The 23039-nt window shown below is 48.2% G+C and carries 26 protein-coding genes; 25 read left to right on the top strand and 1 reads right to left on the bottom strand.

Going from position 1 to position 23039, the window contains the following annotated elements; genetic code table 11:
- The first annotated feature begins 70 nt into the window (after positions 1 to 70).
- The 23 genes from AC566Q_RS24675 (at position 71) to AC566Q_RS24785 (ending at position 20863) form a co-directional block, all read left to right on the top strand.
- The gene (locus AC566Q_RS24675; protein WP_499612194.1) at positions 71 to 553 is read left to right on the top strand and encodes a YajQ family cyclic di-GMP-binding protein; all 483 of its coding nucleotides are present in this window, start codon (positions 71 to 73) and stop codon (positions 551 to 553) included.
- A gap of 9 nt (positions 554 to 562) precedes the next feature.
- Positions 563 to 1945, top strand: coding sequence for a tRNA uridine-5-carboxymethylaminomethyl(34) synthesis GTPase MnmE (gene mnmE / locus AC566Q_RS24680; RefSeq protein ID WP_499612196.1), 1383 nt, complete (start codon positions 563 to 565; stop codon positions 1943 to 1945).
- 105 nt (positions 1946 to 2050) lie between these two features.
- On the top strand, positions 2051 to 2491 hold the full coding sequence (gene mioC, locus AC566Q_RS24685) for an FMN-binding protein MioC (protein WP_499612197.1): 441 nt from the start codon (positions 2051 to 2053) through the stop codon (positions 2489 to 2491).
- Positions 2492 to 3151 carry a DnaT-like ssDNA-binding domain-containing protein gene (locus tag AC566Q_RS24690; protein WP_499612199.1) on the top strand — a complete coding sequence of 220 codons (660 nt, stop codon included), beginning with the start codon at positions 2492 to 2494 and terminating at the stop codon, positions 3149 to 3151. It abuts the gene before it with no gap.
- Between the two features lie 2 nt (positions 3152 to 3153).
- The gene (locus AC566Q_RS24695; RefSeq protein ID WP_499612201.1) at positions 3154 to 3975 is read left to right on the top strand and encodes an ATP-binding protein; all 822 of its coding nucleotides are present in this window, start codon (positions 3154 to 3156) and stop codon (positions 3973 to 3975) included.
- A 728-nt stretch (positions 3976 to 4703) separates the two neighbouring features.
- Entirely contained in the window at positions 4704 to 6605 is a 1902-nt protein-coding gene (mnmG, locus tag AC566Q_RS24700) for a tRNA uridine-5-carboxymethylaminomethyl(34) synthesis enzyme MnmG (RefSeq protein ID WP_499612202.1), read from the top strand.
- Positions 6606 to 7244, top strand: a complete 639-nt coding sequence (gene rsmG / locus AC566Q_RS24705) for a 16S rRNA (guanine(527)-N(7))-methyltransferase RsmG (RefSeq protein WP_123324217.1) — start codon at positions 6606 to 6608, stop codon at positions 7242 to 7244. It abuts the gene before it with no gap.
- A gap of 12 nt (positions 7245 to 7256) precedes the next feature.
- On the top strand, positions 7257 to 8051 hold the full coding sequence (locus AC566Q_RS24710; protein WP_499612204.1) for a ParA family protein: 795 nt from the start codon (positions 7257 to 7259) through the stop codon (positions 8049 to 8051).
- A gap of 30 nt (positions 8052 to 8081) precedes the next feature.
- Entirely contained in the window at positions 8082 to 8957 is an 876-nt protein-coding gene (locus AC566Q_RS24715; RefSeq protein ID WP_123324216.1) for a ParB/RepB/Spo0J family partition protein, read from the top strand.
- 160 nt (positions 8958 to 9117) lie between these two features.
- Positions 9118 to 9495 carry an ATP synthase subunit I gene (locus tag AC566Q_RS24720; protein WP_499612205.1) on the top strand — a complete coding sequence of 126 codons (378 nt, stop codon included), beginning with the start codon at positions 9118 to 9120 and terminating at the stop codon, positions 9493 to 9495.
- Positions 9496 to 9607: 112 nt separating this feature from the next.
- Positions 9608 to 10441: a F0F1 ATP synthase subunit A gene (gene atpB / locus AC566Q_RS24725; protein ID WP_123324214.1), complete on the top strand. Its 834-nt coding sequence runs from the start codon at positions 9608 to 9610 to the stop codon at positions 10439 to 10441.
- Positions 10442 to 10550: 109 nt separating this feature from the next.
- The gene (atpE, locus tag AC566Q_RS24730; RefSeq protein ID WP_070177268.1) at positions 10551 to 10772 is read left to right on the top strand and encodes a F0F1 ATP synthase subunit C; all 222 of its coding nucleotides are present in this window, start codon (positions 10551 to 10553) and stop codon (positions 10770 to 10772) included.
- A gap of 49 nt (positions 10773 to 10821) precedes the next feature.
- Entirely contained in the window at positions 10822 to 11292 is a 471-nt protein-coding gene (gene atpF, locus AC566Q_RS24735) for a F0F1 ATP synthase subunit B (RefSeq protein ID WP_105935426.1), read from the top strand.
- 15 nt (positions 11293 to 11307) lie between these two features.
- A complete protein-coding gene (atpH, locus tag AC566Q_RS24740) occupies positions 11308 to 11841 on the top strand; it encodes a F0F1 ATP synthase subunit delta (protein ID WP_499612208.1) in 534 nt (177 codons plus the stop codon).
- A gap of 13 nt (positions 11842 to 11854) precedes the next feature.
- Positions 11855 to 13396: a F0F1 ATP synthase subunit alpha gene (gene atpA, locus AC566Q_RS24745; protein ID WP_499612209.1), complete on the top strand. Its 1542-nt coding sequence runs from the start codon at positions 11855 to 11857 to the stop codon at positions 13394 to 13396.
- Positions 13397 to 13452: 56 nt separating this feature from the next.
- Entirely contained in the window at positions 13453 to 14313 is an 861-nt protein-coding gene (gene atpG, locus AC566Q_RS24750) for a F0F1 ATP synthase subunit gamma (RefSeq protein ID WP_123324211.1), read from the top strand.
- 33 nt (positions 14314 to 14346) lie between these two features.
- Complete coding sequence (gene atpD / locus AC566Q_RS24755) at positions 14347 to 15729, top strand: F0F1 ATP synthase subunit beta (protein WP_123324210.1); 1383 nt, start codon at positions 14347 to 14349, stop codon at positions 15727 to 15729.
- A 79-nt stretch (positions 15730 to 15808) separates the two neighbouring features.
- Positions 15809 to 16222, top strand: coding sequence for a F0F1 ATP synthase subunit epsilon (locus tag AC566Q_RS24760; protein WP_105935421.1), 414 nt, complete (start codon positions 15809 to 15811; stop codon positions 16220 to 16222).
- Between the two features lie 766 nt (positions 16223 to 16988).
- Positions 16989 to 18026, top strand: a complete 1038-nt coding sequence (locus tag AC566Q_RS24765; protein ID WP_105933382.1) for an IS110 family RNA-guided transposase — start codon at positions 16989 to 16991, stop codon at positions 18024 to 18026.
- Positions 18027 to 18431: 405 nt separating this feature from the next.
- Positions 18432 to 18851 carry a GFA family protein gene (locus AC566Q_RS24770; RefSeq protein ID WP_499612211.1) on the top strand — a complete coding sequence of 140 codons (420 nt, stop codon included), beginning with the start codon at positions 18432 to 18434 and terminating at the stop codon, positions 18849 to 18851.
- Complete coding sequence (locus AC566Q_RS24775) at positions 18848 to 19201, top strand: VOC family protein (protein ID WP_499612212.1); 354 nt, start codon at positions 18848 to 18850, stop codon at positions 19199 to 19201. Before AC566Q_RS24770 ends, AC566Q_RS24775 begins: the two co-directional genes overlap by 4 nt.
- Positions 19202 to 19298: 97 nt before the next feature.
- Positions 19299 to 20243, top strand: coding sequence for a hypothetical protein (locus AC566Q_RS24780; RefSeq protein WP_499612214.1), 945 nt, complete (start codon positions 19299 to 19301; stop codon positions 20241 to 20243).
- Between the two features lie 14 nt (positions 20244 to 20257).
- A complete protein-coding gene (locus tag AC566Q_RS24785; RefSeq protein WP_499612216.1) occupies positions 20258 to 20863 on the top strand; it encodes a glutathione S-transferase family protein in 606 nt (201 codons plus the stop codon).
- Between the two features lie 10 nt (positions 20864 to 20873).
- Here the strand turns inward: AC566Q_RS24785 and AC566Q_RS24790 are convergent, their stop codons facing one another.
- The gene (locus AC566Q_RS24790) at positions 20874 to 21455 is read right to left on the bottom strand and encodes a tRNA-uridine aminocarboxypropyltransferase (RefSeq protein ID WP_499612218.1); all 582 of its coding nucleotides are present in this window, start codon (positions 21453 to 21455) and stop codon (positions 20874 to 20876) included.
- On the opposite strand from AC566Q_RS24790, the gene AC566Q_RS24795 reads away from it, so the two are divergent.
- Positions 21454 to 21828 carry an MGMT family protein gene (locus tag AC566Q_RS24795; RefSeq protein ID WP_499612219.1) on the top strand — a complete coding sequence of 125 codons (375 nt, stop codon included), beginning with the start codon at positions 21454 to 21456 and terminating at the stop codon, positions 21826 to 21828. The genes AC566Q_RS24790 and AC566Q_RS24795 overlap by 2 nt on opposite strands.
- A 25-nt stretch (positions 21829 to 21853) precedes the next feature.
- Positions 21854 to 23032 carry a cyclic di-GMP phosphodiesterase gene (locus tag AC566Q_RS24800; RefSeq protein ID WP_499612221.1) on the top strand — a complete coding sequence of 393 codons (1179 nt, stop codon included), beginning with the start codon at positions 21854 to 21856 and terminating at the stop codon, positions 23030 to 23032.
- Positions 23033 to 23039: the final 7 nt, after the last annotated feature.

The following is a 23039-nucleotide window of genomic DNA, read 5'->3' on the forward strand; positions in this document are numbered from 1 at the left end:
ATAATTAATCCCAATAAACTACTTAAAGCCCGCATTCTTGCGGGCTTTTGTTAACAGGAGAGCAGTCACCATGCCTTCATTTGATATTGTGTCAGAAATAAACATGGAAGAAGTCCGCAATGCCACGGAAAACGCTAACCGTGAATTGTCGACCCGCTTCGATTTTCGTGGCGTAGAAGCCAGCTTCGAATACAAAGACAAAACCGTGGTTATGGCCGCCCAGGCCGAATTCCAGCTGCAACAGATGGAATCGATGTTCCGAAATGCCTGTGCCAAGCGAAATCTGGATACCTCAGCCATCGACTGTAAACCGCATACTGTTACCGGCAAAAACTACCGTCAGATTATTGCGTTTAAAGAAGGCATTGAACAAGCCGTCGCCAAGAATATTGTTAAACTGGTCAAAGATGCCAAAATTAAAGTACAAACGGCTATCCAGGGCGACCAGCTGCGGGTTAGCGGTAAAAAGCGCGACGACCTGCAACAAGTCATGCAACTGGTTAAACAGGCTGAGCTGGGCCAGCCATTTCAATTTAATAATTTCCGCGACTAGAGCTTAATTATGACTATCAGCCATACCGACACCATCGTTGCACAAGCTACCCCGCCCGGGCGAGGTGGTGTTGGCATAGTGCGGGTATCCGGCCCGCAGGCGTTAACAGTGGCTGAAAGCATATTGCGTACCCCGCTATCACCCCGACAGGCAACCTACACTGACTTCTACAATGCCATGGGTGAAATCATCGATCAGGGCATCGCTATTTACTTTAACAACCCGCACTCCTTTACCGGTGAAGATGTAGTGGAATTTCAGGGTCATGGCGGACCGGTCATTATTGATATGCTGCTGGAAGCCATTTTGGCAGTACCCAATGTCAGGCTGGCACGGCCAGGAGAATTTAGCGAGCAGGCGTTTTTAAACGACAAACTTGATTTGGCCCAGGCTGAAGCCATTGCCGACCTGATTGATGCCAGCTCTCAACAGGCCGCGAAAAGCGCGTTACGCTCGTTACAGGGTGAGTTCTCAGAGCAAATTAATACCCTCAGCGAAGCCATTATTCATTTGCGCATGTATGTGGAAGCCGCTATCGACTTCCCGGATGAAGAGATCGACTTTTTATCCGACGGCAAGGTCAGCAATGACCTCACCACTATTATCGAGCAGGTTGGCAAGGTTCACAGCCAGGCAAAACAAGGGACGCTGCTACGGGAAGGTATGCAGGTAGTGATTGCCGGTAAACCCAATGCCGGTAAGTCAAGCCTGCTTAATGCACTGGCCGGCCGCGAAAGTGCCATCGTAACCGATATCGCCGGTACCACCAGGGATGTTCTGAAAGAACAAATCCACATTAATGGTATGCCGCTACATATTATCGATACCGCCGGTTTGCGCGAGAGCCCGGATAAAGTAGAACAAATAGGTATTGCCCGAGCCTGGGAAGCGATTAATCAGGCCGACCGGGTATTGTTTGTGGTCGACAGCACCGAATCAGACAGCATCGACCCGTACCTCATCTGGCCAGAATTTATGCAACAGCTGCCTGCCGGTATGCCGGTAACAGTTATCCGCAATAAGGTGGATAAAACCGGCGATGAAATCCGCCTGCATCAGGTCGACTCGGCCCATGGCGCATTTACCACCATCGCGCTTTCTGCCAGTACCGGTGCCGGAGTCGATGTGTTAAAAGACCATCTGGCAGCCAGTATCGGCCTGGACACCACCACCGAAGGCCAGTTTATCGCCCGCCGCCGTCACATGGATGCCATTGATACCGCGCTGGCGCACCTGGAAACCGGCGAACAGCAACTAAACGATAACCTAGCCGGAGAATTACTGGCTGAAGAGTTGCGCCTGGCCCATCAGGCACTCACCGAAATCACCGGCGAATTTACCTCCGACGATTTGCTCGGTCGTATCTTTTCCTCGTTCTGTATCGGCAAGTAACCAGCAGCCGGCAACCTACCCCGACTAAACATATTCCCTGGCGGTTATTATTGTTATAATGCCGCCACTTTAAGCATAACTGCCACAAGGTTTATCCGGAGTAATATGGATCGTCACTTTACACTGCTAGTAGGTTCTGTACTGGGGGCCAGCGAATATGTTGCTGATGCCATTGCTGAGGCACTTCGTGCCCGGGGATATAAAGTTACTATACTCACTCAGCCCGATATGGACGATATCGAAGCAGATTCCACCTGGTTTATCTGCACCTCTACCCATGGTGCCGGCGATTTACCCGACAACATTCAGCCTTTTGCAGCCCAGTTAGAAGACGAAGATCTCAGCGATATTGAGTACTTTGTGGTGGGCTTAGGCGACAGCAGCTACGATACTTATTGCCACGGCGCAATGGCCATGGAAACGCTGATGAATAAAGGCGGCGCTAAACTCATGGCCGAGCCATTACACATCGACGTACTCCACCACCCCATTCCGGAAGATCGCGCCGTAGAGTGGCTGGAACCCATTCTCGACACGCTGGACTAAATGTTTACCCAGGCCGAATTAAATGCCCTGACCTCGCCGCTGAGCAATGCGGCAAGGGTGCTGTATTGTCTGGCGCTGCGTCCTAAAGCGAATCAGGACACATTGCTATCTAACCCGCTGCAGTACAAAGAGCTACTGGCTCTGATGAACAGCGATCCGCAACGAGAACCGGTAACTCGCGGTCGTGAGATTAACACTTTACTCGATGAACTCACTCAGGCCGGTCTGGTGTCATTACCTGAATCGCTGAGCCTGGATATGTCGCTTAACGGCAAACGTGTTCTGTTGCCCCTTATCAGTAATACCCAGGGCTATCAGCCCTTTCATCAGCAACACTACGCCATGCATCGCGACTGGCAACCAGAACAACAGGTGTTTGATGACATTGCAGCACTGATTGGATTAATTGATAAAAGCTTTGATGAACAAGACATTGGTGAGTTTGTGGCCTATTGGCTAGGCCGTCCGGAAGCGGTGTTCAGTAGCTATCAATGGACGCAGAAGTTCACCTACGCGTTGAAGAACCGCCGCACCGCCAAAGGCTATCAGGCCACAAAAAAAGTGGGTAATCAGGTTGTCACCGTTGAACCGGGCATCGAAGCAGATGATAATGCCAGACAGCTTGTTGCTAAATACGCCAATAAATCAGGTAAAAATTAATCATGGATTCATTTAAAGATAAACTTAACTCACTGGCCAGAACGCTGGGTAAAGCGGTGCCAAATGAATCTGAATATATCGATTACAAGACCCTGCGAAAGCAATACGAAACCCAGGCCAATCAGGAAATCGCTCAGCTCCAGCAACAATCCAAAAAGCAGCGCATCGAAATGCTCCATGGTCGCTCTGATCTTAACCCTCGCTGGACCTTCGCCAACTTAATTGAAGACAGTGATGACGTGGTTGAAGCGGTCAGCATTGCCCAGTCTTTTATCGCCGCCCACGAAGACAAAGCCTGGCGTGACGCGGGCTCTCATATGATGATTTTCTACGGTGACTATGGTCGCGGTAAGTCGCACATTGCCGGTGCTATTGCACACCAGCTTATCGATCAGTATGAAGTTACCGTGTTGTACCGCCAGCTATCCACACTGCTGGAGATGCGTCATTCTGCCTATGACTTTGGTTCTCAGGACAACGCCGGGCAAAAATTCCGTGCCGCCCATCAGGAACTGCTGGATGTGGACATGCTGATCCTCGACGAGGTTTGCGTTAACGAGACCGCATTAAAGAAAAACTCACAAAGCTGGCTGGGTAATCTGCTCCGTCAGCGCCTGGTCAACAAGAAAAACTGCATTCTGATCACCAACCACAACCTTGGCGATCTGGAACAGGCACTGGGCCGTTACTGCTTTGAATCGATCAAAGAGTACGATACCTACAAAGTCAGGTTTTCCGGCCCGAGCCGACGTAAAGGCCTCACTCTCGACGAAGAAGATCAGGTCACTACCACACCTCGCTATCAGCCTAATCAGGTCCGCTAACGTCCCAACAAACCACTGAGAAACGCCGTTTATACGGCGTTTTTTTATAGCTGGCGTCTACTATTTACGCTTAAAAATATCCATTCAATAGGTTTCAACGGCCTTCTGACAACAATTATTTGCCCTCCATAACCTGCTATTAACTATTTTTATAAACATTGCCGCATAATGTGATCGGATCGAAAACGTGATCCACAGATCCAAAACCGTTACGATCTGAATAACTTTTTTCCACAGAAAAACACCGCTATAAGCCGCATAATAAGGGTTAACGGCCGATCGGATCCTGGATCTATTAAACAACTTATCCCCAGTTAGATCAAAGCTAGATCACTGCTGTGAATAACCTCTGAGAAGTAGCTGTGTACAAGCTTTGATCTGAATTGTGATAAGATCCGGACGGTGTTGGCATGTGGATAAAACAGTGCCTTATACACAGGATCCCAGTACGGTTGTGATCGGGGTCTTCCAGATCTTATTGATCGCGTAAAATCATGTTTTAAATGAGGAAAAATGACTTACACACAGATCCGGCGATCCCTAATAAGAATAAATATAAAAGATCTAAATAGATCCTATACTTTAATAACACGATCCGCTTTTCAGCTTTACCGGCAAAATGTAGAAAATTTAACCGTTTTCATTAGCCAAGAACTCAGCTAAAATACGCGCCCTTTTTTCTCCACTGGCTAACACTTCGTCCCAGTTAGGTAATTAGTGAGGTAACTATGTTTTATCAGCAGGATTACGATGTCATCGTAGTTGGCGGCGGTCACGCCGGTACCGAAGCTGCACTTGCTGCTGCCCGTATGGGCGTGCGTACCCTATTACTTACCCATAATGTCGAAACCATCGGGCAGATGTCCTGTAATCCTGCGATCGGTGGTATCGGTAAAGGTCATCTTGTAAAAGAAATCGATGCCTTAGGCGGCGCAATGGCACTGGCTATCGATCAGGGCGGGATCCAGTTCAGAACACTTAACTCCAGCAAGGGCCCCGCTGTGCGTGCAACCCGTGCCCAGGCTGACCGTAGCTTATATCGTCAGGCGATTCGTAACATCGTGGAAAACCAGCCAAACCTCACGCTGTTCCAACAAAGCTGTGATGATCTGATCGTCGAGAACGATCGCGTCTGTGGTGTGGTAACCCAGATGGGCCTGAAGTTCCGGGCGAAAACCGTGGTGTTAACCGTTGGTACATTCCTGGGCGGTACCATTCACATTGGTCTGGAGAATTATCGTGGCGGTCGTGCCGGCGATCCACCGTCGATTGCCCTGGCCGAACGGCTACGAGCGCTGCCGTTCAGAGTCGATCGTCTTAAAACCGGTACCCCGGCACGACTGGATATCCGCAGTCTGAACTTTGATGTAATGCAGGCTCAGCCTGGCGACACGCCGGCACCGGTGTTCTCGTTTATGGGTAACCGTGAAATGCATCCGCAGCAGATCCCGTGTTACATCACTCATACTAACGAGCAAACCCACGAGATTATTCGTGGCGGACTGGATCGCTCACCAATGTTTACCGGCGTAATCGAAGGCGTTGGGCCGCGTTATTGCCCCAGCATCGAAGATAAAATTACCCGTTTTGCCGATAAGAATTCACATCAGATCTTTGTTGAGCCTGAAGGGCTGAACAGCGTTGAGGTGTATCCTAACGGGATCTCGACCAGCCTGCCCTTTGATATTCAGCAGGCGCTGATCCATTCCATCAAAGGCTTTGAAAACGCGCATATCATTCGTCCGGGTTATGCCATTGAGTATGATTTCTTTGATCCCCGCGACCTCAAACAAACCCTTGAAACCAAGTACATTGAGGGTTTGTTCTTTGCCGGCCAGATTAACGGTACTACCGGCTACGAAGAAGCCGGTGCCCAGGGTCTTATTGCCGGTGCCAACGCGGCCTTACAGGTACAGCAAAAAGATCCGCTGATCCTGCGTCGCGATCAGGCCTACATGGGCGTACTGATTGACGATCTGGCAACGATGGGCACTAAAGAACCTTACCGCATGTTTACCAGCCGGGCTGAATACCGCCTGCTGCTGCGTGAAGATAACGCCGATATGCGTCTTACCGCTGCAGGCCGCGACATCGGGCTGGTGGATGATGCTCGCTGGCAGGCCTTTAATGCCAAAATGGAAGCGGTTGAACAGGAACAACAGCGTTTGCGTGGTCAGTGGATCCATCCTGAACACGCCGCGGTTGCTGAGCTAAACACGTTGCTTAAAAACCCGGTGAGCCGCGAACATTCACTGGAAGAGCTAATCCGTCGTCCGGAAATGACCTATTCGTCACTGATGAGTATTGAATCGCTGGGGCCGGGCCTTGCCGATCCCATTGCCGCCGAGCAGGTGGAGATCCAGATCAAGTACGCCGGTTACATCGCTCGTCAGCTCGACGAGATCGCGAAAACACAGCGTCATGAAAATACCCTGTTACCAGCAGACTTTGATTACAGTAAAATATCCGGGCTGTCCAATGAGGTAGTGGCTAAGCTTACCGATGCCCGCCCGGAAACCATTGGCAAGGCAGCACGGATTTCAGGAATTACGCCGGCCGCCATTTCGCTGCTGTTGGTTTACCTGAAAAAACACGGCATGTTACGTAAACACGAGAAGCAGTCTGCCTAAATGAGTTTTGACCGACAAAAACTAAGTATCATTTTACGCGACGGCATCGATGCGATGTCATTGGTGCTGTCTGAAGAACAGCAAAATTTGTTGCTCGACTATGTTGAACGTATCCACAAGTGGAACAAGGCGTTTAACCTGACGTCGGTTCGTGATCCCGAACAGATGATGGTAAAGCACATCCTGGATTCACTGGCTGTGGCGCCGTTTTTAACCGACCAGCGCTACATCGATGTGGGTACCGGCCCCGGTTTACCAGGTATTCCACTGGCCATTGCCTGCCCGGATAAACACTTCACGTTACTCGATAGCCTGGGGAAACGGGTGCGCTTTATGAAGCAATGTGCATACGAGATGAAACTGGTCAATATCGAGCCCATCCAAAGCCGGGTTGAGGAACATGTGCCTGCGCAGTACTATGATGCAGTACTCAGTCGGGCATTTGCCTCGCTGAAAGATATGTTGCACTGGTGTGAGCATCTGGTAGATACTCAAGGGAAGTTTCTGGCACTGAAAGGCCAGTATCCGACCGACGAAATCGCTGCCATTCCGGCTACCTTTACTCTGGAATCATCTGTAGAGCTATTCGTACCGGGGCTGGAAGGCGAACGTCACCTGCTGACGGTTCAAAAATCATAGTTGGGATCAAACGTGGCTAAAGTAATTGCAATCGCAAATCAAAAGGGCGGTGTGGGTAAAACCACTACGGCAGTAAACGTATCTGCGTCAATGGCTGCCACAAAACGCAAAGTGTTACTGATTGACCTGGATCCACAGGGTAACGCTACCATGGGTAGCGGCGTGGATAAGTACGAGGTTGATGCAACCAGCTATGAAATGCTGATTGAAGACAAGCCGGTTGACGAAGTCATCGTTAAATGTACCTCGGGTAAATACGATTTAATTGCCGCCAATGGCGACGTTACCGCGGCCGAAATTAAACTCATGGAACAGTTTGCCCGCGAAGTGCGTTTGCGCAATGCCCTGCAGTCGGTTCGCGATTACTACGATTTTATTTTTATCGACTGCCCGCCGTCACTAAACCTGCTTACGGTTAACGCGCTGGCAGCCGCTGATTCAATTTTAGTGCCCATGCAGTGCGAATATTATGCACTGGAGGGACTCACGGCGTTGATGGACACGATTCAGAAACTCGCTTCGGTGGTGAATCCGGAATTAAAAATAGAAGGTGTGCTGCGGACCATGTATGATCCGCGTAATCGCCTGGCCAATGATGTGTCTGAACAACTCAAACGGCATTTTGGCGAGCAGGTATACCGTACCGTGATCCCTCGCAATGTACGTCTTGCTGAAGCCCCAAGTTTTGGCGCGCCAGCCATGTATTACGATAAATCATCGACTGGCGCCAAAGCCTACCTGGCGCTGGCCGGAGAAATTTTGCGACGCCGGGATAAAACGTCAGAAATGCCTGCCAAGGCTAGTTAAGAAAAAGAACATTCAGGCATTGAGGATATTATGTCAGCAAAAAGAAGAGGATTAGGACGCGGGCTGGATGCATTGCTAGCTACCAGTCAGTCAGCCTCACGCAGCGAAGATGGCGAAGCCGTAACTTCACAAAACAGTGAATTGAGAAAACTGCCTATCGAATTTTTGCAGCCTGGCAAATATCAACCCCGTAAAGATATGTCGCCGGAGGCACTGGAAGAACTGGCCTCCTCTATCCGATCGCAAGGTGTTATCCAACCAATCGTTGTGCGGTTAGTAAGTACTGATAAATATGAAATTATTGCCGGTGAACGCCGGTGGCGTGCCGCGCAGCTGGCGCAATTGGATGTAGTTCCCTGCCTGATTAAGGACGTTCCCGACGAAGCTGCCGTGGCCATTGCGCTGATCGAAAACATTCAGCGTGAAGACCTCAATGCCATGGAAGAAGCCCAGGCTCTGGACCGCTTAATGAACGAGTTTGAATTGACTCACCAGGAAGTGGCCGAGGCGGTAGGTAAGTCACGTACGACCATTACCAATCTGTTACGCCTCAACAATCTTAACGACGATGTAAAGTTACTGGTTGAACACGGTGATATAGAAATGGGTCACGCCCGTGCTTTACTGGCGCTGGAAGGTGAATCTCAGTCTGATGCCGCGCAAATTGTTTCTGGCAAGGCGCTCACCGTTCGTGATACCGAAAAACTGGTGCGTAAAATTCTTGAACCTGCAGAACCCAAACCCCCCAAAGAAATTGACCCGGATGTAAAAAGTCTGGTGAATAAGTTGTCGGATAACCTGGGTGCTAAAGTGTCGATTGACCATAACGCGAAAGGGAAAGGTAAGCTGGTGATCAACTTTAATGATTTAGACCAGCTTGACGGTATTTTGTCGCGGATAAAATAGCCTTTTTAAGGCGATTTTTGCGGCTAACTCGTCTGACCTTCTGTTATAGACTCAGAAAATTTTCACAATAACATACAAAAAATCCATAACGGTTGAATTCTACCGCTAAAACAGTATACTTCTGTCGCTTTTTGTTGGGTTTCACAACCAGAGAATACATGTGACAAAAAACTTGGCCGACAAAGGAAAATCAGTGGCCAAAAAAGCGGCGCTTTTTCAGATTATAGGTGCGCTGATTTTCATTCTCATAACAGGGTTGTTGAGTACCGTTGATAAAGCCTTAGCTTTTGCAGCGGGGACTATCATCAGTATCTTACCCAATCAGATTTTCGCATTGTTTGCGTTCAGATATGCCGGGGCGAGTCAATTAAGACTGGTCACGAAAAGTTTCAGCCAAGGCTCAAAGTTAAAACTGGCTGCAACAGTAATTTTGTTTGCTATTGCCTTTGCAGGTTTAAAGTTAGAACCGCTACCGGTATTTGCCGGGTTTGCAATAGCAACGGTCAGCTACTGGCTGGCGTTGTTTCGTCAACGATAGTACTAACAACTAAAAATAAAACGTATCGCCCATAGTCGTAAGTAAACTAAGGCGAAGGTCGTAGAGACGAAACCAGTAAAGCATTTTAAACTTTAATTTTTTAGGTTGAACAATGGCATCTGAATACACTACCTCAGAATATATCAAGCACCACTTGACCAATGCCTCCATGTGCAGCACCGAAAACGGCATCGCGTTTAACGCGCAATGTGCCGATGCTGGATTTTGGACCTGGCATATCGACACGCTGGCATGGTCGATTGGTTTAGGTTTACTGTTTTTGTTTTTATTCCGCTCGGCGGCCAAAAAAGCAACCACAGGCGTGCCTACCAAATGGCAGGCATTCGTGGAATTAGTTATCGAGTTTGTCGATGACAACGTAAAGAGTACTTTCCACGGTAAGAGTGACCTGATTGCGCCGTTAGCACTGACCATCTTTGTATGGGTGTTGCTGATGAACCTGATGGATTTAGTACCGGTAGACGTCATTCCAATGATTTCTGGCCTGATTGGCGAAACCTTCTTTGGTGTGGATGCCCATCACGTATACAACAAAGCAGTACCGACCACAGACCTTAACCTGACCTTTGCGTTAGCCTTAGGCGTGTTTGTACTGATTATATTCTACTCGATTAAAATTAAAGGTGTAGGCGGTTTCATCAAGGAACTGACCATGCAACCGTTTAATCACCCGGCGTTTATTCCAGTTAACTTTATTCTGGAAACCGTTACCCTGCTGGCGCGTCCGCTATCACTTGCGCTACGTTTGTTCGGTAACCTGTACGCCAGTGAGCTTATCTTCATCCTGATCGCAACCATCGGCTACTTCCAGCTACCGTTGCACTTTGCCTGGGCGGTGTTCCACATCCTGGTTCTGCCTTTGCAAGCCTTCATTTTCATGATGCTGACCATCGTTTACCTGAGTCTGGCGAGCGAAGATCACTAGAAACAAACAAGCGGTTGTCGTGAGTAACCTGGATGTTCACGGCAACCACATTGAAACGTGTTTTAACTTTAACTTTTAACTTTAACTTTAAATATAATCGGAGACGTACATGTTATACATCGCTGTTGCACTACTGATCGGTATGGGTGCCCTTGGGACTGCTATTGGTTTTGGTCTGCTGGGTGGTAAATTCCTGGAATCTGCTGCACGCCAACCAGAACTGGCACCTCAACTGCAAGTTAAGATGTTTGTTGTAGCGGGCCTTATCGATGCGATCGCAATGATCGGTGTTGGTATCGCTTTATACCTCTTGTTCGCTGTTGGTGCTTAATTTTTATTAACTCAAGTCTATTAGCGAACATTTATGAGGAGGAGCGGTTGTGAATATTAACGCCACTCTAATTGGTCAATTAATCGCATTCGTTGTTTTTGTGTGGTTCTGCAAAAGCTACGTATGGCCACCATTAATGGCTGCGATTGAAGAGCGTCAGAAGAAGATAGCCGATGGCTTAGCGGCTTCTGATCGCGCTGAGAAAGACCTGGAGCTTGCTCAGGCGAAAGTCTCTGAGCAACTTAAAGAAGCGAAAGCACAAGCAGCTGAAATTATCGAGCAGGCTAAGAAGCGTGGAAATCAACTTGTTGATGAAGAAACGCAACGTGGTCATGCTGAGCGTGAAAAAATTATCTCGCAAGGTTATGCCGAAATTGAAGCTGAACGCAATCGTGCCAAAGAGGAACTGCGTAAGCAGGTAGCAGCATTAGCTATTGCCGGTGCACAACAGATCCTTGAACGTGAAATCGACGCCAGCGCGCAAAGCGACATTGTTGAAAAACTTGTCGCCGAGCTTTGAGATAGGAGATGAGCCATGTCTGAATTGACAACCGTAGCTCGTCCCTATGCGAAAGCCGCTTTCGATTTTGCAGTTGAGCAAAATGCCATTGCTAAATGGCAGGAAATGCTGGGATTTGCTGCTGAGGTTTCGAAAAACGAAACTATCCATGACCTGTCTACAGGTGCCATGGCGGCAGACAAGCTGGCAGACCTGTACATTAATGTCTGTGGCGATTCGCTCGATGAACATGGTCAGAACTTACTGAAAGTACTGGCTGAGAATAAACGTTTAACCGCGTTGCCTGAGATTTCTGCTTTGTTTGATTTACTCAAAGCAGATTATGAAAAAGAAGTAGAAGTATCTGTTACCTCTGCAGCTGAGCTGACTGAAGCACAGCAATCTGAACTCAGCACATCGCTGGAAAAACGTTTGGCACGTAAAGTGAAGCTTATTTGTAACGTGGATCCTGCCCTGGTAGCCGGCTTAGTTGTTAAAGCTGGTGATACAGTCATCGATGGTTCCGTGAAATCTAAATTGAACCGTCTCGCAGACGCGTTGCAAGCATAACGGGGATAAGAGCATGCAACTTAATTCCACTGAAATTGCCGAACTGATCAAGAAAAGAATTGCTCAGTTCGATGTAACCAGTGAAGCACGCAATGAAGGTACTATCGTCGCAGTAACCGACGGTATCATCCGCATTCACGGCCTGGCCGATGTTATGCAGGGTGAAATGATTGAGCTTCCTGGTGGTCGTTACGCGATTGCACTAAACCTTGAACGAGATTCAGTTGGTGCAGTTGTTATGGGTCCTTACTCGGACCTGCAAGAAGGACAAAAAGTCCAGTCTACTGGCCGTATCTTAGAAGTACCGGTTGGTCGTTCACTCCTTGGTCGTGTTGTAAACACCCTGGGTGAAGCGATTGACGGTAAAGGTGCTATCGAAACTGATACTTACGAGCCAGTTGAAAAAATCGCACCGGGCGTAATCGAGCGTCAGTCAGTTGATCAACCAGTACAAACTGGTTACAAGTCGGTTGACTCTATGATTCCAATCGGTCGTGGTCAGCGTGAGCTAATCATCGGTGACCGTCAGACTGGTAAAACTGCGATGGCGATCGATGCCATCATCAACCAGAAAGGTACTGGCGTTAAATGTGTATACGTAGCGGTTGGTCAAAAAGCCTCTACTATCGCAAACGTAGTACGTAAGCTCGAAGAGCACGGCGCACTGGCTCACACCATTGTTGTTGCCGCGTCTGCTTCTGAGTCTGCTGCCCTGCAATACCTGGCGCCATACTCTGGTTGTACCATGGGTGAATACTTCCGTGACCGCGGTGAAGACGCCCTTATCGTATATGATGATTTGTCTAAGCAAGCTGTTGCTTACCGTCAAATTTCACTGCTGCTGAAACGTCCTCCTGGTCGTGAAGCATACCCAGGTGACGTATTCTATCTTCACTCACGCTTACTTGAGCGTGCTGCACGTGTTAACGAGCAGTATGTTGAGCGTTTCACTAACGGCGAAGTTAAAGGCCAGACTGGTTCATTAACGGCACTGCCAATTATCGAAACGCAAGCGGGTGACGTCTCCGCATTCGTACCAACCAACGTAATCTCGATTACTGACGGTCAGATCTTCTTAGAAACTGACTTGTTCAACGCAGGTATCCGTCCGGCAGTTAACGCTGGTATCTCGGTATCTCGTGTTGGTGGTGCTGCGCAGACTAAAATCGTCAAGAAGCTGGGCGGTGGTATCCGTTTGGCCCTGGCTCAGTATCGCGAACTGGCGGCATTCTCGCAGTTTGCATCTGACCTTGACGAAGCGACTCGTGCCCAGCTTGAGCACGGTGAGCGCGTTACCGAACTAATGAAACAGAAACAGTACACGCCACTGTCGGTAGCGGATACTGGTGTTTCCCTGTTTGCGGTAGAAAAAGGTTATCTGAAAGACGTGGAACTGAACAAGATCCTCGATTTCGAAGCGGCCTTACATTCATTCATGAACAGCGACTACGCTGATCTGATGAAGACTATCAATGAAACAGGTAACTACAACGATGACATTGAGTCTCAGTTGAATGACGCTTTAACCAAATTTAAAGCGACACAAACTTGGTAATCAATGGCTGGTGGTGCAAACCACCAGCACAACGTTGAGTAATCGGAGAGATAGTCATGGCCAGCGGTAAAGAGATAAAAGGTAAGATTGGGAGTATCAAGAATACTCAGAAGATTACTAGTGCGATGGAAATGGTTGCTGCGTCTAAAATGAAAAAGGCGCAGGAACGTATGTCTCATGGACGTCCATACGCACAAAGCATGCTTAAAGTGATTGGTCACATTGCTAACGGTAACCTTGAATATCGTCATCCTTACCTGGAAGAGCGTGAAGTCAAGCGCGTTGGTTATATCGTAATTTCTACGGATCGTGGCTTGTGTGGTGGCTTGAACACCAACGAGTTCAAATTAGTATCGCAACAGGTAAAAGAGTGGCGTGCTAAGGATGTAGAGGTCGATTTTGCTGCGCTGGGTTCAAAAGCCTGTGCATTCTTCAACCGGTTCGGCGGCAACGTACTTGCTGCAGAGTCTGGTTTAGGCGATGCACCATCGGTAAGCGATATTGTGGGTGTTGTTCGCGTAATGCTTAAAGCATTCGACGAAGGTAAACTGGATAAAGTATTCCTGGTTTACAATGACTTCGTGAACACAATGACACAGCAGCCTGTGAGCAATCAGTTACTGCCTTTGCCAAAGTCAGAAGACGAAACGTTAAAACATCGCTGGGATTACATTTACGAGCCGGATCCAAAACCAATTTTGGAAGCATTAATGGTTCGTTACATTGAATCTCAGGTATATCAGGGCGTAGTTGAAAATGCCGCGTCGGAGCAAGCTGCCCGAATGGTTGCAATGAAAGCCGCAACCGATAACGCAGGCAACCTGATCGATGATCTTCAATTGGTATACAACAAAGCGCGTCAGGCCGCAATCACACAAGAAATCAGTGAGATTGTTGGCGGTGCCGCAGCGGTGTAGGCAAAGGTTTATAAAAGTTAATGAGGACAAATTATGAGTCAAGGTAAGGTCGTCCAAGTCATTGGCGCCGTTGTGGACATTGAGTTTCCACAGGATGCGGTTCCAAAGGTATATGACGCGCTTAAAGTTACCGAAGGTGACTTGTCTGGGTTAACCCTGGAAGTGCAACAACAATTAGGAGGCGGTGTCGTTCGTGGTATCGCTCTGGGTTCTACTGACGGTTTGCGTCGTGGTCTGGTAGTTGAAAACTCTGGTGCGCCAATTAACGTACCAGTAGGTGTTAAAACGCTGGGTCGTATCATGGACGTACTGGGTAACCCAATCGACGAAGCAGGCCCAATTGGTGAAGAAGAGCGTATGTCTATTCACCGTGCAGCGCCTAGCTACGAAGAACAATCAAGCGCGGTAGAACTGCTTGAAACCGGTATCAAGGTAATCGACCTGGTTTGCCCATTCGCTAAGGGTGGTAAAGTTGGTCTGTTCGGTGGTGCGGGTGTAGGTAAAACCGTAAACATGATGGAACTTATCCGTAACATCGCTATCGAGCACAGCGGCTACTCTGTATTCGCAGGTGTTGGTGAGCGTACTCGTGAGGGTAACGACTTCTATCACGAAATGAACGATTCAAACGTTCTGGACAAAGTATCACTGGTATACGGTCAGATGAATGAACCACCAGGTAACCGTTTACGTGTTGCTCTGACGGGTCTGACGATGGCAGAAAAGTTCCGTGACGAAGGTCGCGACGTACTGTTCTTCGTAGATAACATCTACCGTTATACACTGGCCGGTACCGAGGTATCAGCACTGTTAGGCCGTATGCCTTCAGCGGTAGGTTATCAGCCTACACTGGCTGAAGAAATGGGTGTTCTGCAGGAACGTATCGCGTCTACCAAGACTGGTTCAATCACGTCAATCCAGGCGGTATACGTACCAGCCGATGACTTGACTGACCCGTCACCAGCTACCACCTTTGCTCACTTGGATGCAACGGTAGTACTGTCTCGTGATATCGCGTCTTTGGGTATCTACCCTGCGGTAGACCCGCTGGATTCGACTTCACGTCAGCTGGATCCACTGGTAATCGGTCAGGAACACTACGAGACTGCTCGTGGCGTTCAAACGGTATTACAGCGCTATAAAGAGCTGAAAGATATCATCGCGATTCTGGGTATGGACGAACTGTCTGACGAAGATAAACTGGTTGTAACACGCGCTCGTAAAATTCAGCGTTTCCTGTCTCAGCCGTTCTTCGTAGCAGAAGTATTCACTGGTTCTCCAGGTAAATACGTTTCTCTGAAAGACACCATCAGTGGCTTTAAAGGTATCTTGGAAGGTGAGTATGACCACCTGCCAGAGCAAGCCTTCTACATGGTTGGTTCTATCGACGAAGCGCTGGAAAAAGCCAAAAAATAAGCCCGTTTGAAACCGACCGGCTCGATTAAGCAGCCGGTCTTATTCAAACAAGGCTTTACGTACCTATCAGGAGGTTATTATGGCAATGACAGTTCATCTGGATGTTGTAAGCGCAGAGAAGTCTATCTTTTCTGGTCTCGTTGAAACAATGCAGGTGACAGGAAGCGAAGGTGAACTGGGTATCTACCCTGGCCACGCGCCTCTGATCACTGCAATTAAGCCTGGCATGGTGCGTTTGGTTAAACAGCACGGTGAAGAAGAAGTTATTTATGTTGCTGGTGGGGTACTTGAAGTACAACCTGGCAGTGTAACTGTTCTGGCCGATACGGCAGTAAGAGCAGAAGACTTGGATGAACAAGCTGCTGAAGAAGCTAAACGACGTGCAGAAGAGCACATCGCCAATCCAGGTGCTGATTTTGATTACGCCGAAGCTGCATTAGAGCTAGCCGAAGCAATTGCCCAGTTACGATTGATACAGAAACTGCGCAAGTAAATCGTTATAAGCATTATTTGAAAACCCGGGCACTGCCCGGGTTTTTTTATGGTGCGCCGGGCATGGCGCGTAGTGCTTTAGCACTGTTCGACTCACTGTGGTGGTGAGTTGATGACTTGGAGGTGGAAGTCCTCTGCACACCCGGCAAGGGGAAGTGCTAGCCGAACGGCAAGGGTGTTCATCGTGAGGTGAAATCTGAAGGAAGCCGAAGGCAAAATGCTGGCCTGACGAACAGGAAGCGGTTTAGGCGTTGTTGCAGGGTGAGGTGGCCATTATCACTAAAGCCCAATACTTGCACGGAATGCAGCAACGTAGAGCCGACAGGCATAAGCAGGAAGGTCGCGCGAATTACCCCGGGAGGTCTGATATTTTGCTAAAGAGCTACCCGCATCGTGAGGTGTAGGGATGGGATATCAGAAGTCAGCAGACGCCGTAGTAGTGCTAGTAAACCAATAGCACGAAGGGCTGAACCTGTCACGAGCGGCAAGTCACGCGTGCTCTCGCGTTATCGGAACACAAGGCAATGAAGAATCATTGCTCCGGGACAAATATACAAGAAGGGTCGGAAACCTGGGCGGTGTTTGCGGAGTTCTAAACGGTAAAGCGGCGACACGATGCACGAAACAGACTCAGGTATTGGCTATGGTCAATACAGACAGGAACCGCCGTGGTACGGAACCGTATGCCCGGTGGTGTGAGATGTATGGACTCCCTTCCCTGAAAGGGGTACGGTCTTAATTGTCAAATTAGCCAAAGGGGTCCATACATGATTAAGAATACAATTATTGCAATTGACCTTGCAAAGCATTCCTTTCAGGTTTGCAAGTTCAACAGTGACGGAAAAATTGATTATAACAAAGCAATGAGTCGTAAAGCATTGATAGCACTTCTGGGAAACCATGTGTCAGCGTTAGTGGCAATGGAAGCCTGTGGTGGCTCGAATTACTGGGCGCGTTTAGCGAGGCGGCATGGTCATCAAGTAAAAATCATTCAGCCTCGCGCAGTAAAAGGGCTGCAATTAAAGCAAAAAACAGATAAAAATGACGCCTACGCTATCGGTATTGCGGCTCAATTACCTCATATAAACTCTTGTGGCATCATGGAGGAAGATGAACAGGGTCTTCAGGCCCTGGAGCGGGTGCGAATGCTGCAGTTGGAGCAAAGGACGGCGTTGGCAAACCAGATACGAGGACTGTTGACGGAATTCGGGATTGTGATAGCAAAGGGGTTAAATCATTTAGTCACTGCGCTGCCTGACATTTTAGAAGATGCAGAAAACGGCTTGCCGATGAATTATCGTCAGGCTTTGGCTGCGCAGTCACAAATGTTACAACTCTATACGACTCAAATAGAAAGTTATGACAGGCTCATAGCAGAACACACGCGGCATAATCCTGTTTGCCAGAAATTAAGTAAACTCGAAGGCGTAGGCCCTTTGATTGCTTTGGGGTTAACCGTTCGATTGGGAAATGCGACAGAGTTCAATACAGGCCGGGATGCATCAGCATGCATAGGTTTGACACCGAAGCAGCATTCGACCGGCGGTAAAGAGCGATTGGGACATATTTCTAAAAACTGTGCAGATAAAAGATTGCGAAGTTTGCTCTATCAGGGAGCAATGTCGGTAGTGAATAAAGCAGTATCCAGAGAGCCTAAGACTGTGAAAGAGCAGTGGCTGAAGGCGTTAGTTGACCGAAGGGGAAAGAAGGTTGCTGCCATCGCGTTAGCAAATAAAACGGTGAGAACCGCTGTTGCTCTAATAAAGAATAATGACGATTACAATCCGATACTGTTAGCAGCCTAAGAGTTAGTAAATCAACAAATTGCGAAAATAAATGGTAAGACCAACCAGCAGAATTCAGCCAGTCCTCTCAAGTGACTAAACACTGTGTGTGAGAATTGAACTGTTGGTGCGTATACATCGAAGGGCAGGAGTAGCTCTCCATTTAAAGCCCGTATATAAGAGCGCATCTACTACTAATTTTTCAAAAGATGTTGATTACTTCAGGGAGTCCATATAAGAGGACGGGAGTTGCGAAACTCCCTCCTACTCGATCGCGAAATAGATTGCCTGATAAACTGTATTTATATACAGTTTTATTTGGGCGATATCGCCAGGAACTGTAATACACAATGTTATTCATAAGTTGTCATCGCCATTGCCTGACGGTGTTGAATAGAACAATTAACACCAGTAAAGGAGCAACTAATGACTATAAAAACCCTTAAATCCACCTGCCTTTGCGGCAATACCCACATTGAAGTGACTGCCCAGTCATGCCAGATTGGCGCGTGCCATTGTGCTATGTGCCGAAAGTGGTCTGGCGGGCCTTTTATGGGTATCGAGTCTGAACAGGTAACGGTATCCGGTGACAATATAGTTTGTTACCCGTCGTCAGAATGGGCAGAGAGAGCTTTTTGCCGGCAATGCGGTACTCACCTCTTCTACAGATTAAAAGACAATAATGTGCATTATGTGCCGGTTGGTCTGTTCGATGAAAACGATCAGATGACCTTATCCCACGAGATTTTTATCGACAGTAAACCGCACTATTACCACTTTGCTGAGGATACTCACAAGATGACAGGCGCAGAGGTGTTTGCTGCTTTTGAAGGAGAGAAACCATGACAAAAGATACGCTGATAAATTATGTGGAGCTGCCATGCCGCAATCTACCTGCTACAAAAGCATTCTTTGCGGCGGTATTCAACTGGACCTTCACTGATTACGGCCCGGCTTATGTCGAGTTTCATGATAAAGGCATCGTGGGCGGCTTGTATCAATCGGAACTTGCCTCCGTTACTGCTAATGGTTCGGTCTTACTGGTGTTTTACAGCCCGGACTTAGCCATAACTCAAAAGCTTATAGAGGCGAATGGCGGTGCTATTATAAAACCGGTATTCGATTTTCCGGGTGGCAGACGCTTTCATTTTACTGAGCCGAGCGGTAATGAGTTTGCAGTATGGAGTGATAAGTAAACGCTTACAGAAAAGCTACCATCACAGTGCTGCATAAGGTAATGTATTGCGTCGCATTTAATTTGCAACGTAATACATTATTTAATTTAGAAAGCAGATGAAAAATAACAAAAACGCAGTGCTGCATGTCTGGATTTTGCCGCTTCTGTTTGTCTTAACCTGTTTTACCGCTTGTTATCTGGCCGGGTCGTTAGACTACCGGAGCATAATAGACGAACGTTCCCAACGCGATTTCAACGCGGCGCTGGGTATGCCTCTACTCATTGGTTATTTATGGCTGGCACTGCGTATATTACATCGTCGATCAGGTAAACGGATAGCCGATTTTCTGGTCCAGACCAACCAACTGTCGCAATACACCCAGCACATGAAAACGCTGGAAAAAAAGCTGATACGCCATGTTATTCTGGCTGCAACGCTGTCTATTGCTATTACCCTGGTGTACCTGATCAGCGAAGACCTTCTGGCCTTTAATCAGCCATTCTCGGTACTTCTGCTAAATGTTATCGCCGTGCCTTTCTGGTTTTTTCTGTTTTTGTTCCTGATGCAATCAGCGTCATTCACGCGTTATCTGTATAAACGCCTGGTGCTGCCGAATATCCACCAGCACTTCTGCTACTGCAAGCCCATTTGCGATCTGGGTGTCAGCAATGTGATATTTTCACTGCTAATGTTGCTGTTAATACCTGTGTTCTGGATAGGTAAACCGGTGCCGCTCATCGACGGGCTAATACTGTCTGCGGCGACGTCATTTATGATCGTTCTGCTGTTTCTGCCAGTATTCAAAACAGTTTATCTGATGCGTAAGCATCGCAACCAGAGTATTCAGCAAATAGAAGGGCAGCTTGCCAGCCTGATTATGCAGGGCAGAGATAATCCCGGAGCAAATTCGGGAGACGTGCTCTACAAACTTAATCAGCAGCTCGAAGACTTAAGACAACATCGTTGCTGGCCAAAAGATGGTGTTGTAAATACGAAAGTTTTTATTATGTCGACCGGTCTACCTTGCTGTTTTTTAGTGCTCATCTGGTGGTTAATTTAGGGAAGTCGTTAAAAATGAAAGTGTATGGTGACAGCCGCTCGGGCAACTGTTACAAAATCCAGTTACTGTTAGGATTATTGGGCAAGCAGTGCGAATGGAAAGAAGTTGATATTTTAAACGGAGAAACGCAGACCGATGCGTTTAGACAGCTTAATCCGCTCGGTAAGATCCCGTTGCTCGAACTCAGCGATGGCCGTTGCCTGAGCGAGTCGAATGCTATTCTGAATTATCTGGCCGCGGGCAGCGCGTTTATTCCCTCCACCGAATTTGAACTGGCTAAGATGCTGCAGTGGCAGTTCTTTGAACAATACAGCCATGAGCCTGCCATTGCGGTAGCGCGCTTCATAAACGTATATCTTGGTCTTCCCGCTGAGCGCCAGCTAGAATATGAACTCAAGCAACAGGCCGGCCATAAAGCCTTAGCGGTAATGGAACAGCAGCTAATGCAAACCGTCTTCCTGATTGGCGATCAAATGACTCTGGCTGATATATCTCTGTACGCCTATACTCATGTGTCTCATGAGGCGGGCATTTTGCTCGATGGGTACCCGGCTATCCGCCGTTGGTTGTCGATGGTAGAGGAGCATCGCGGCTACATGCCAATGCAGAACAAAGGCTAATTAATTGGCATTAATCCCGCCGCGGGAGAAAACGCTGCCATTGGGCAGTAAACGTATTGAGCAAACTTAGCAGTGGTGCCGGATCGAGTTGTTCGACATACTCCAGGGTATAAGCCACTGCCTCCAACGTAGAAAAACTGTATTCCAGTTCAGAATTGCGAATTGTATACTGACCACTATGGTGCAGTGGCAGTTTATAAAACGGATATCGGTTAAGCCAGGCATTGTTCTGCCAGATACCATAGGCCTGCTTCCAACTGGCATCGATAAAAATCGCGCGTTTGATGCGAGTAGAAACATTTTCAGCACCGGGGGATAACTCGGTACTTTGCTCTGCAGGGTAAAACACCGCCGTTGGTTTAGGATCGACCGCCAGGTACTGGTCAAGCTCAGTAAAGTCGACAGCCAGTTTGCCCGTCAGAACGGTGATGTTTGACAGTGTCAGGCTAAGCAGCCGTACCGTGTTTTTAGCATGCAGCGATTCTTTGGGATGTTGCAGGATGATGACTTCGGTATAGTTAGTAACCGGTTGAACTGCATGGCAGAGGCAGGTTTGTACAGGGTAACCACAATTAGGGCATTGTTTGCGCATGACTAAACAGGAGTCGACTGGTACGGATAGCCGTAAGCTTACCCCAGCGGAACGCATTTGGCACACCGTAGGGCTCCTTCCAGAGGGAAATGTGGCGTCTTACGGAAAAATTGCCGATTTAGCAGGACTACCAGGGCGTGCCCGCTATGTCGGGTATTGTTTGCGCAATGTACCCGCCTCTCTTACACTACCCTGGCACCGTGTATTACGCAGCAATGGGCAGATTGCTTTTGTGGCCGGTACGCCACAGGCCCTTACCCAATGTGAGCTGCTGGCAGATGAACAGGTACTGGTGCAGAATAATCGGGTAAATCTCAAGCTGTATGGCTGGGAGCCGGGGCTGGATGTACTGCTGCATCAGTTAGCATTTTAATGTCTTCTCTCTGAGCAAGGAACTTATGGCATCGTTAACAATAGGAATTGAACAGCTGGAAGTCGGCATGTACGTGCTGCAGATCGCTGAACAAAAAGCCGGAACGGTGCAAATAAAAACCCGTGGCCGGGTAACCAGTCAGGCCATTATTGACCAGTTAAAGCGCAAAGGCATCAAGCGGTTAATTATTGATACCGACCTGTCTTCCCACACCGCAAAACCAAAAGCAAGCGAACAAAGGCAACCTGAGCTGGATACCCGAGTGCCGCTTGCCGCGGAACTGGTTAAGGCGGAAAGCTTGTACCAGCAGGGAATTGTCCTGCAGAAGAGCCTGTATGATGCCGTCCAGGAAGGTACCCCTTTCGACGACTTTGTACCGGCAGAATTTGCCCGGGCGCTGGTGGGCTCGCTGGATAGAAACCCGGATGCGTTGTTATTGCTTTCGCGGATCCGCGAGAAAGACACCTACTTACTCGAACATTCCCTCAACGTTGGCATTTTATCTGCTCATTTTGCCCGTTCCCTGGGAATGTCTCAGCCTGAGATCGAAGCGGCTGCCTACAGCGGGCTGCTTCACGATCTGGGTAAAATCAAAATCCCTGATGAAATTCTGCATAAACCCGGTCGGTTAACCGAAGATGAAATGGACGTGATGAAAAAACACGTTGAGTATGGGGTTGAGTTCTTGTCTGCCATGAAATTAGATACCGGCCTGATAAAAGTGGTTAGTGAACACCACGAGCGACTCGACGGCCAGGGATACCCCAATCGTCTGAGTGGCGAGGATATTTCTTACAACGGTCGTATACTGGCCATCACAGACATGTACGATGCACTAACGGCCGATCGCTGTTACAAAGCCGGAATGCCGAGTCAGAAAGCCCTGCAGATCCTGATGAAAGACAGTGAAACCAAGTTGGATGCCACCTTATTGCAGCAATTTATTAAATGCATGGGCATCTATCCACTGGGGTCACTGGTTGAGTTATCCAATCAACGGGTGGCGATGGTTATGCATCAAAATGAGCAGCAGCCTCTGCGACCGGTAGTTAAAACTTTCTATTCCATTAGCGGCGGGCACTACATAACGCCCAAAGACATCGATCTCAGTAAAGATTTGCAAATCAATATTGTAAAGGCCGTCACCCCGGCGCAATACAATATTGATATTAATCGCTTCTTTAAAGAGTCAATCATGGTTTAACAGAAGG

The sequence above is a fragment of the Alteromonas sp. H02 genome, from assembly GCF_059682525.1.

Coding starts and splice junctions, on each gene's coding strand:
- AC566Q_RS24675 (WP_499612194.1), top strand. CDS start 71: ATGCCTTCATTTGATATTGTGTCAGAAATAAACATGGAAGAAGTCCGC.
- mnmE (WP_499612196.1), top strand. CDS start 563: ATGACTATCAGCCATACCGACACCATCGTTGCACAAGCTACCCCGCCC.
- mioC (WP_499612197.1), top strand. CDS start 2,051: ATGGATCGTCACTTTACACTGCTAGTAGGTTCTGTACTGGGGGCCAGC.
- AC566Q_RS24690 (WP_499612199.1), top strand. CDS start 2,492: ATGTTTACCCAGGCCGAATTAAATGCCCTGACCTCGCCGCTGAGCAAT.
- AC566Q_RS24695 (WP_499612201.1), top strand. CDS start 3,154: ATGGATTCATTTAAAGATAAACTTAACTCACTGGCCAGAACGCTGGGT.
- mnmG (WP_499612202.1), top strand. CDS start 4,704: ATGTTTTATCAGCAGGATTACGATGTCATCGTAGTTGGCGGCGGTCAC.
- rsmG (WP_123324217.1), top strand. CDS start 6,606: ATGAGTTTTGACCGACAAAAACTAAGTATCATTTTACGCGACGGCATC.
- AC566Q_RS24715 (WP_123324216.1), top strand. CDS start 8,082: ATGTCAGCAAAAAGAAGAGGATTAGGACGCGGGCTGGATGCATTGCTA.
- atpB (WP_123324214.1), top strand. CDS start 9,608: ATGGCATCTGAATACACTACCTCAGAATATATCAAGCACCACTTGACC.
- atpE (WP_070177268.1), top strand. CDS start 10,551: ATGTTATACATCGCTGTTGCACTACTGATCGGTATGGGTGCCCTTGGG.
- atpH (WP_499612208.1), top strand. CDS start 11,308: ATGTCTGAATTGACAACCGTAGCTCGTCCCTATGCGAAAGCCGCTTTC.
- atpA (WP_499612209.1), top strand. CDS start 11,855: ATGCAACTTAATTCCACTGAAATTGCCGAACTGATCAAGAAAAGAATT.
- atpG (WP_123324211.1), top strand. CDS start 13,453: ATGGCCAGCGGTAAAGAGATAAAAGGTAAGATTGGGAGTATCAAGAAT.
- atpD (WP_123324210.1), top strand. CDS start 14,347: ATGAGTCAAGGTAAGGTCGTCCAAGTCATTGGCGCCGTTGTGGACATT.
- AC566Q_RS24760 (WP_105935421.1), top strand. CDS start 15,809: ATGGCAATGACAGTTCATCTGGATGTTGTAAGCGCAGAGAAGTCTATC.
- AC566Q_RS24765 (WP_105933382.1), top strand. CDS start 16,989: ATGATTAAGAATACAATTATTGCAATTGACCTTGCAAAGCATTCCTTT.
- AC566Q_RS24770 (WP_499612211.1), top strand. CDS start 18,432: ATGACTATAAAAACCCTTAAATCCACCTGCCTTTGCGGCAATACCCAC.
- AC566Q_RS24775 (WP_499612212.1), top strand. CDS start 18,848: ATGACAAAAGATACGCTGATAAATTATGTGGAGCTGCCATGCCGCAAT.
- AC566Q_RS24780 (WP_499612214.1), top strand. CDS start 19,299: ATGAAAAATAACAAAAACGCAGTGCTGCATGTCTGGATTTTGCCGCTT.
- AC566Q_RS24785 (WP_499612216.1), top strand. CDS start 20,258: ATGAAAGTGTATGGTGACAGCCGCTCGGGCAACTGTTACAAAATCCAG.
- AC566Q_RS24795 (WP_499612219.1), top strand. CDS start 21,454: ATGACTAAACAGGAGTCGACTGGTACGGATAGCCGTAAGCTTACCCCA.
- AC566Q_RS24790 (WP_499612218.1), bottom strand. CDS start 21,455: ATGCGCAAACAATGCCCTAATTGTGGTTACCCTGTACAAACCTGCCTC.
- AC566Q_RS24800 (WP_499612221.1), top strand. CDS start 21,854: ATGGCATCGTTAACAATAGGAATTGAACAGCTGGAAGTCGGCATGTAC.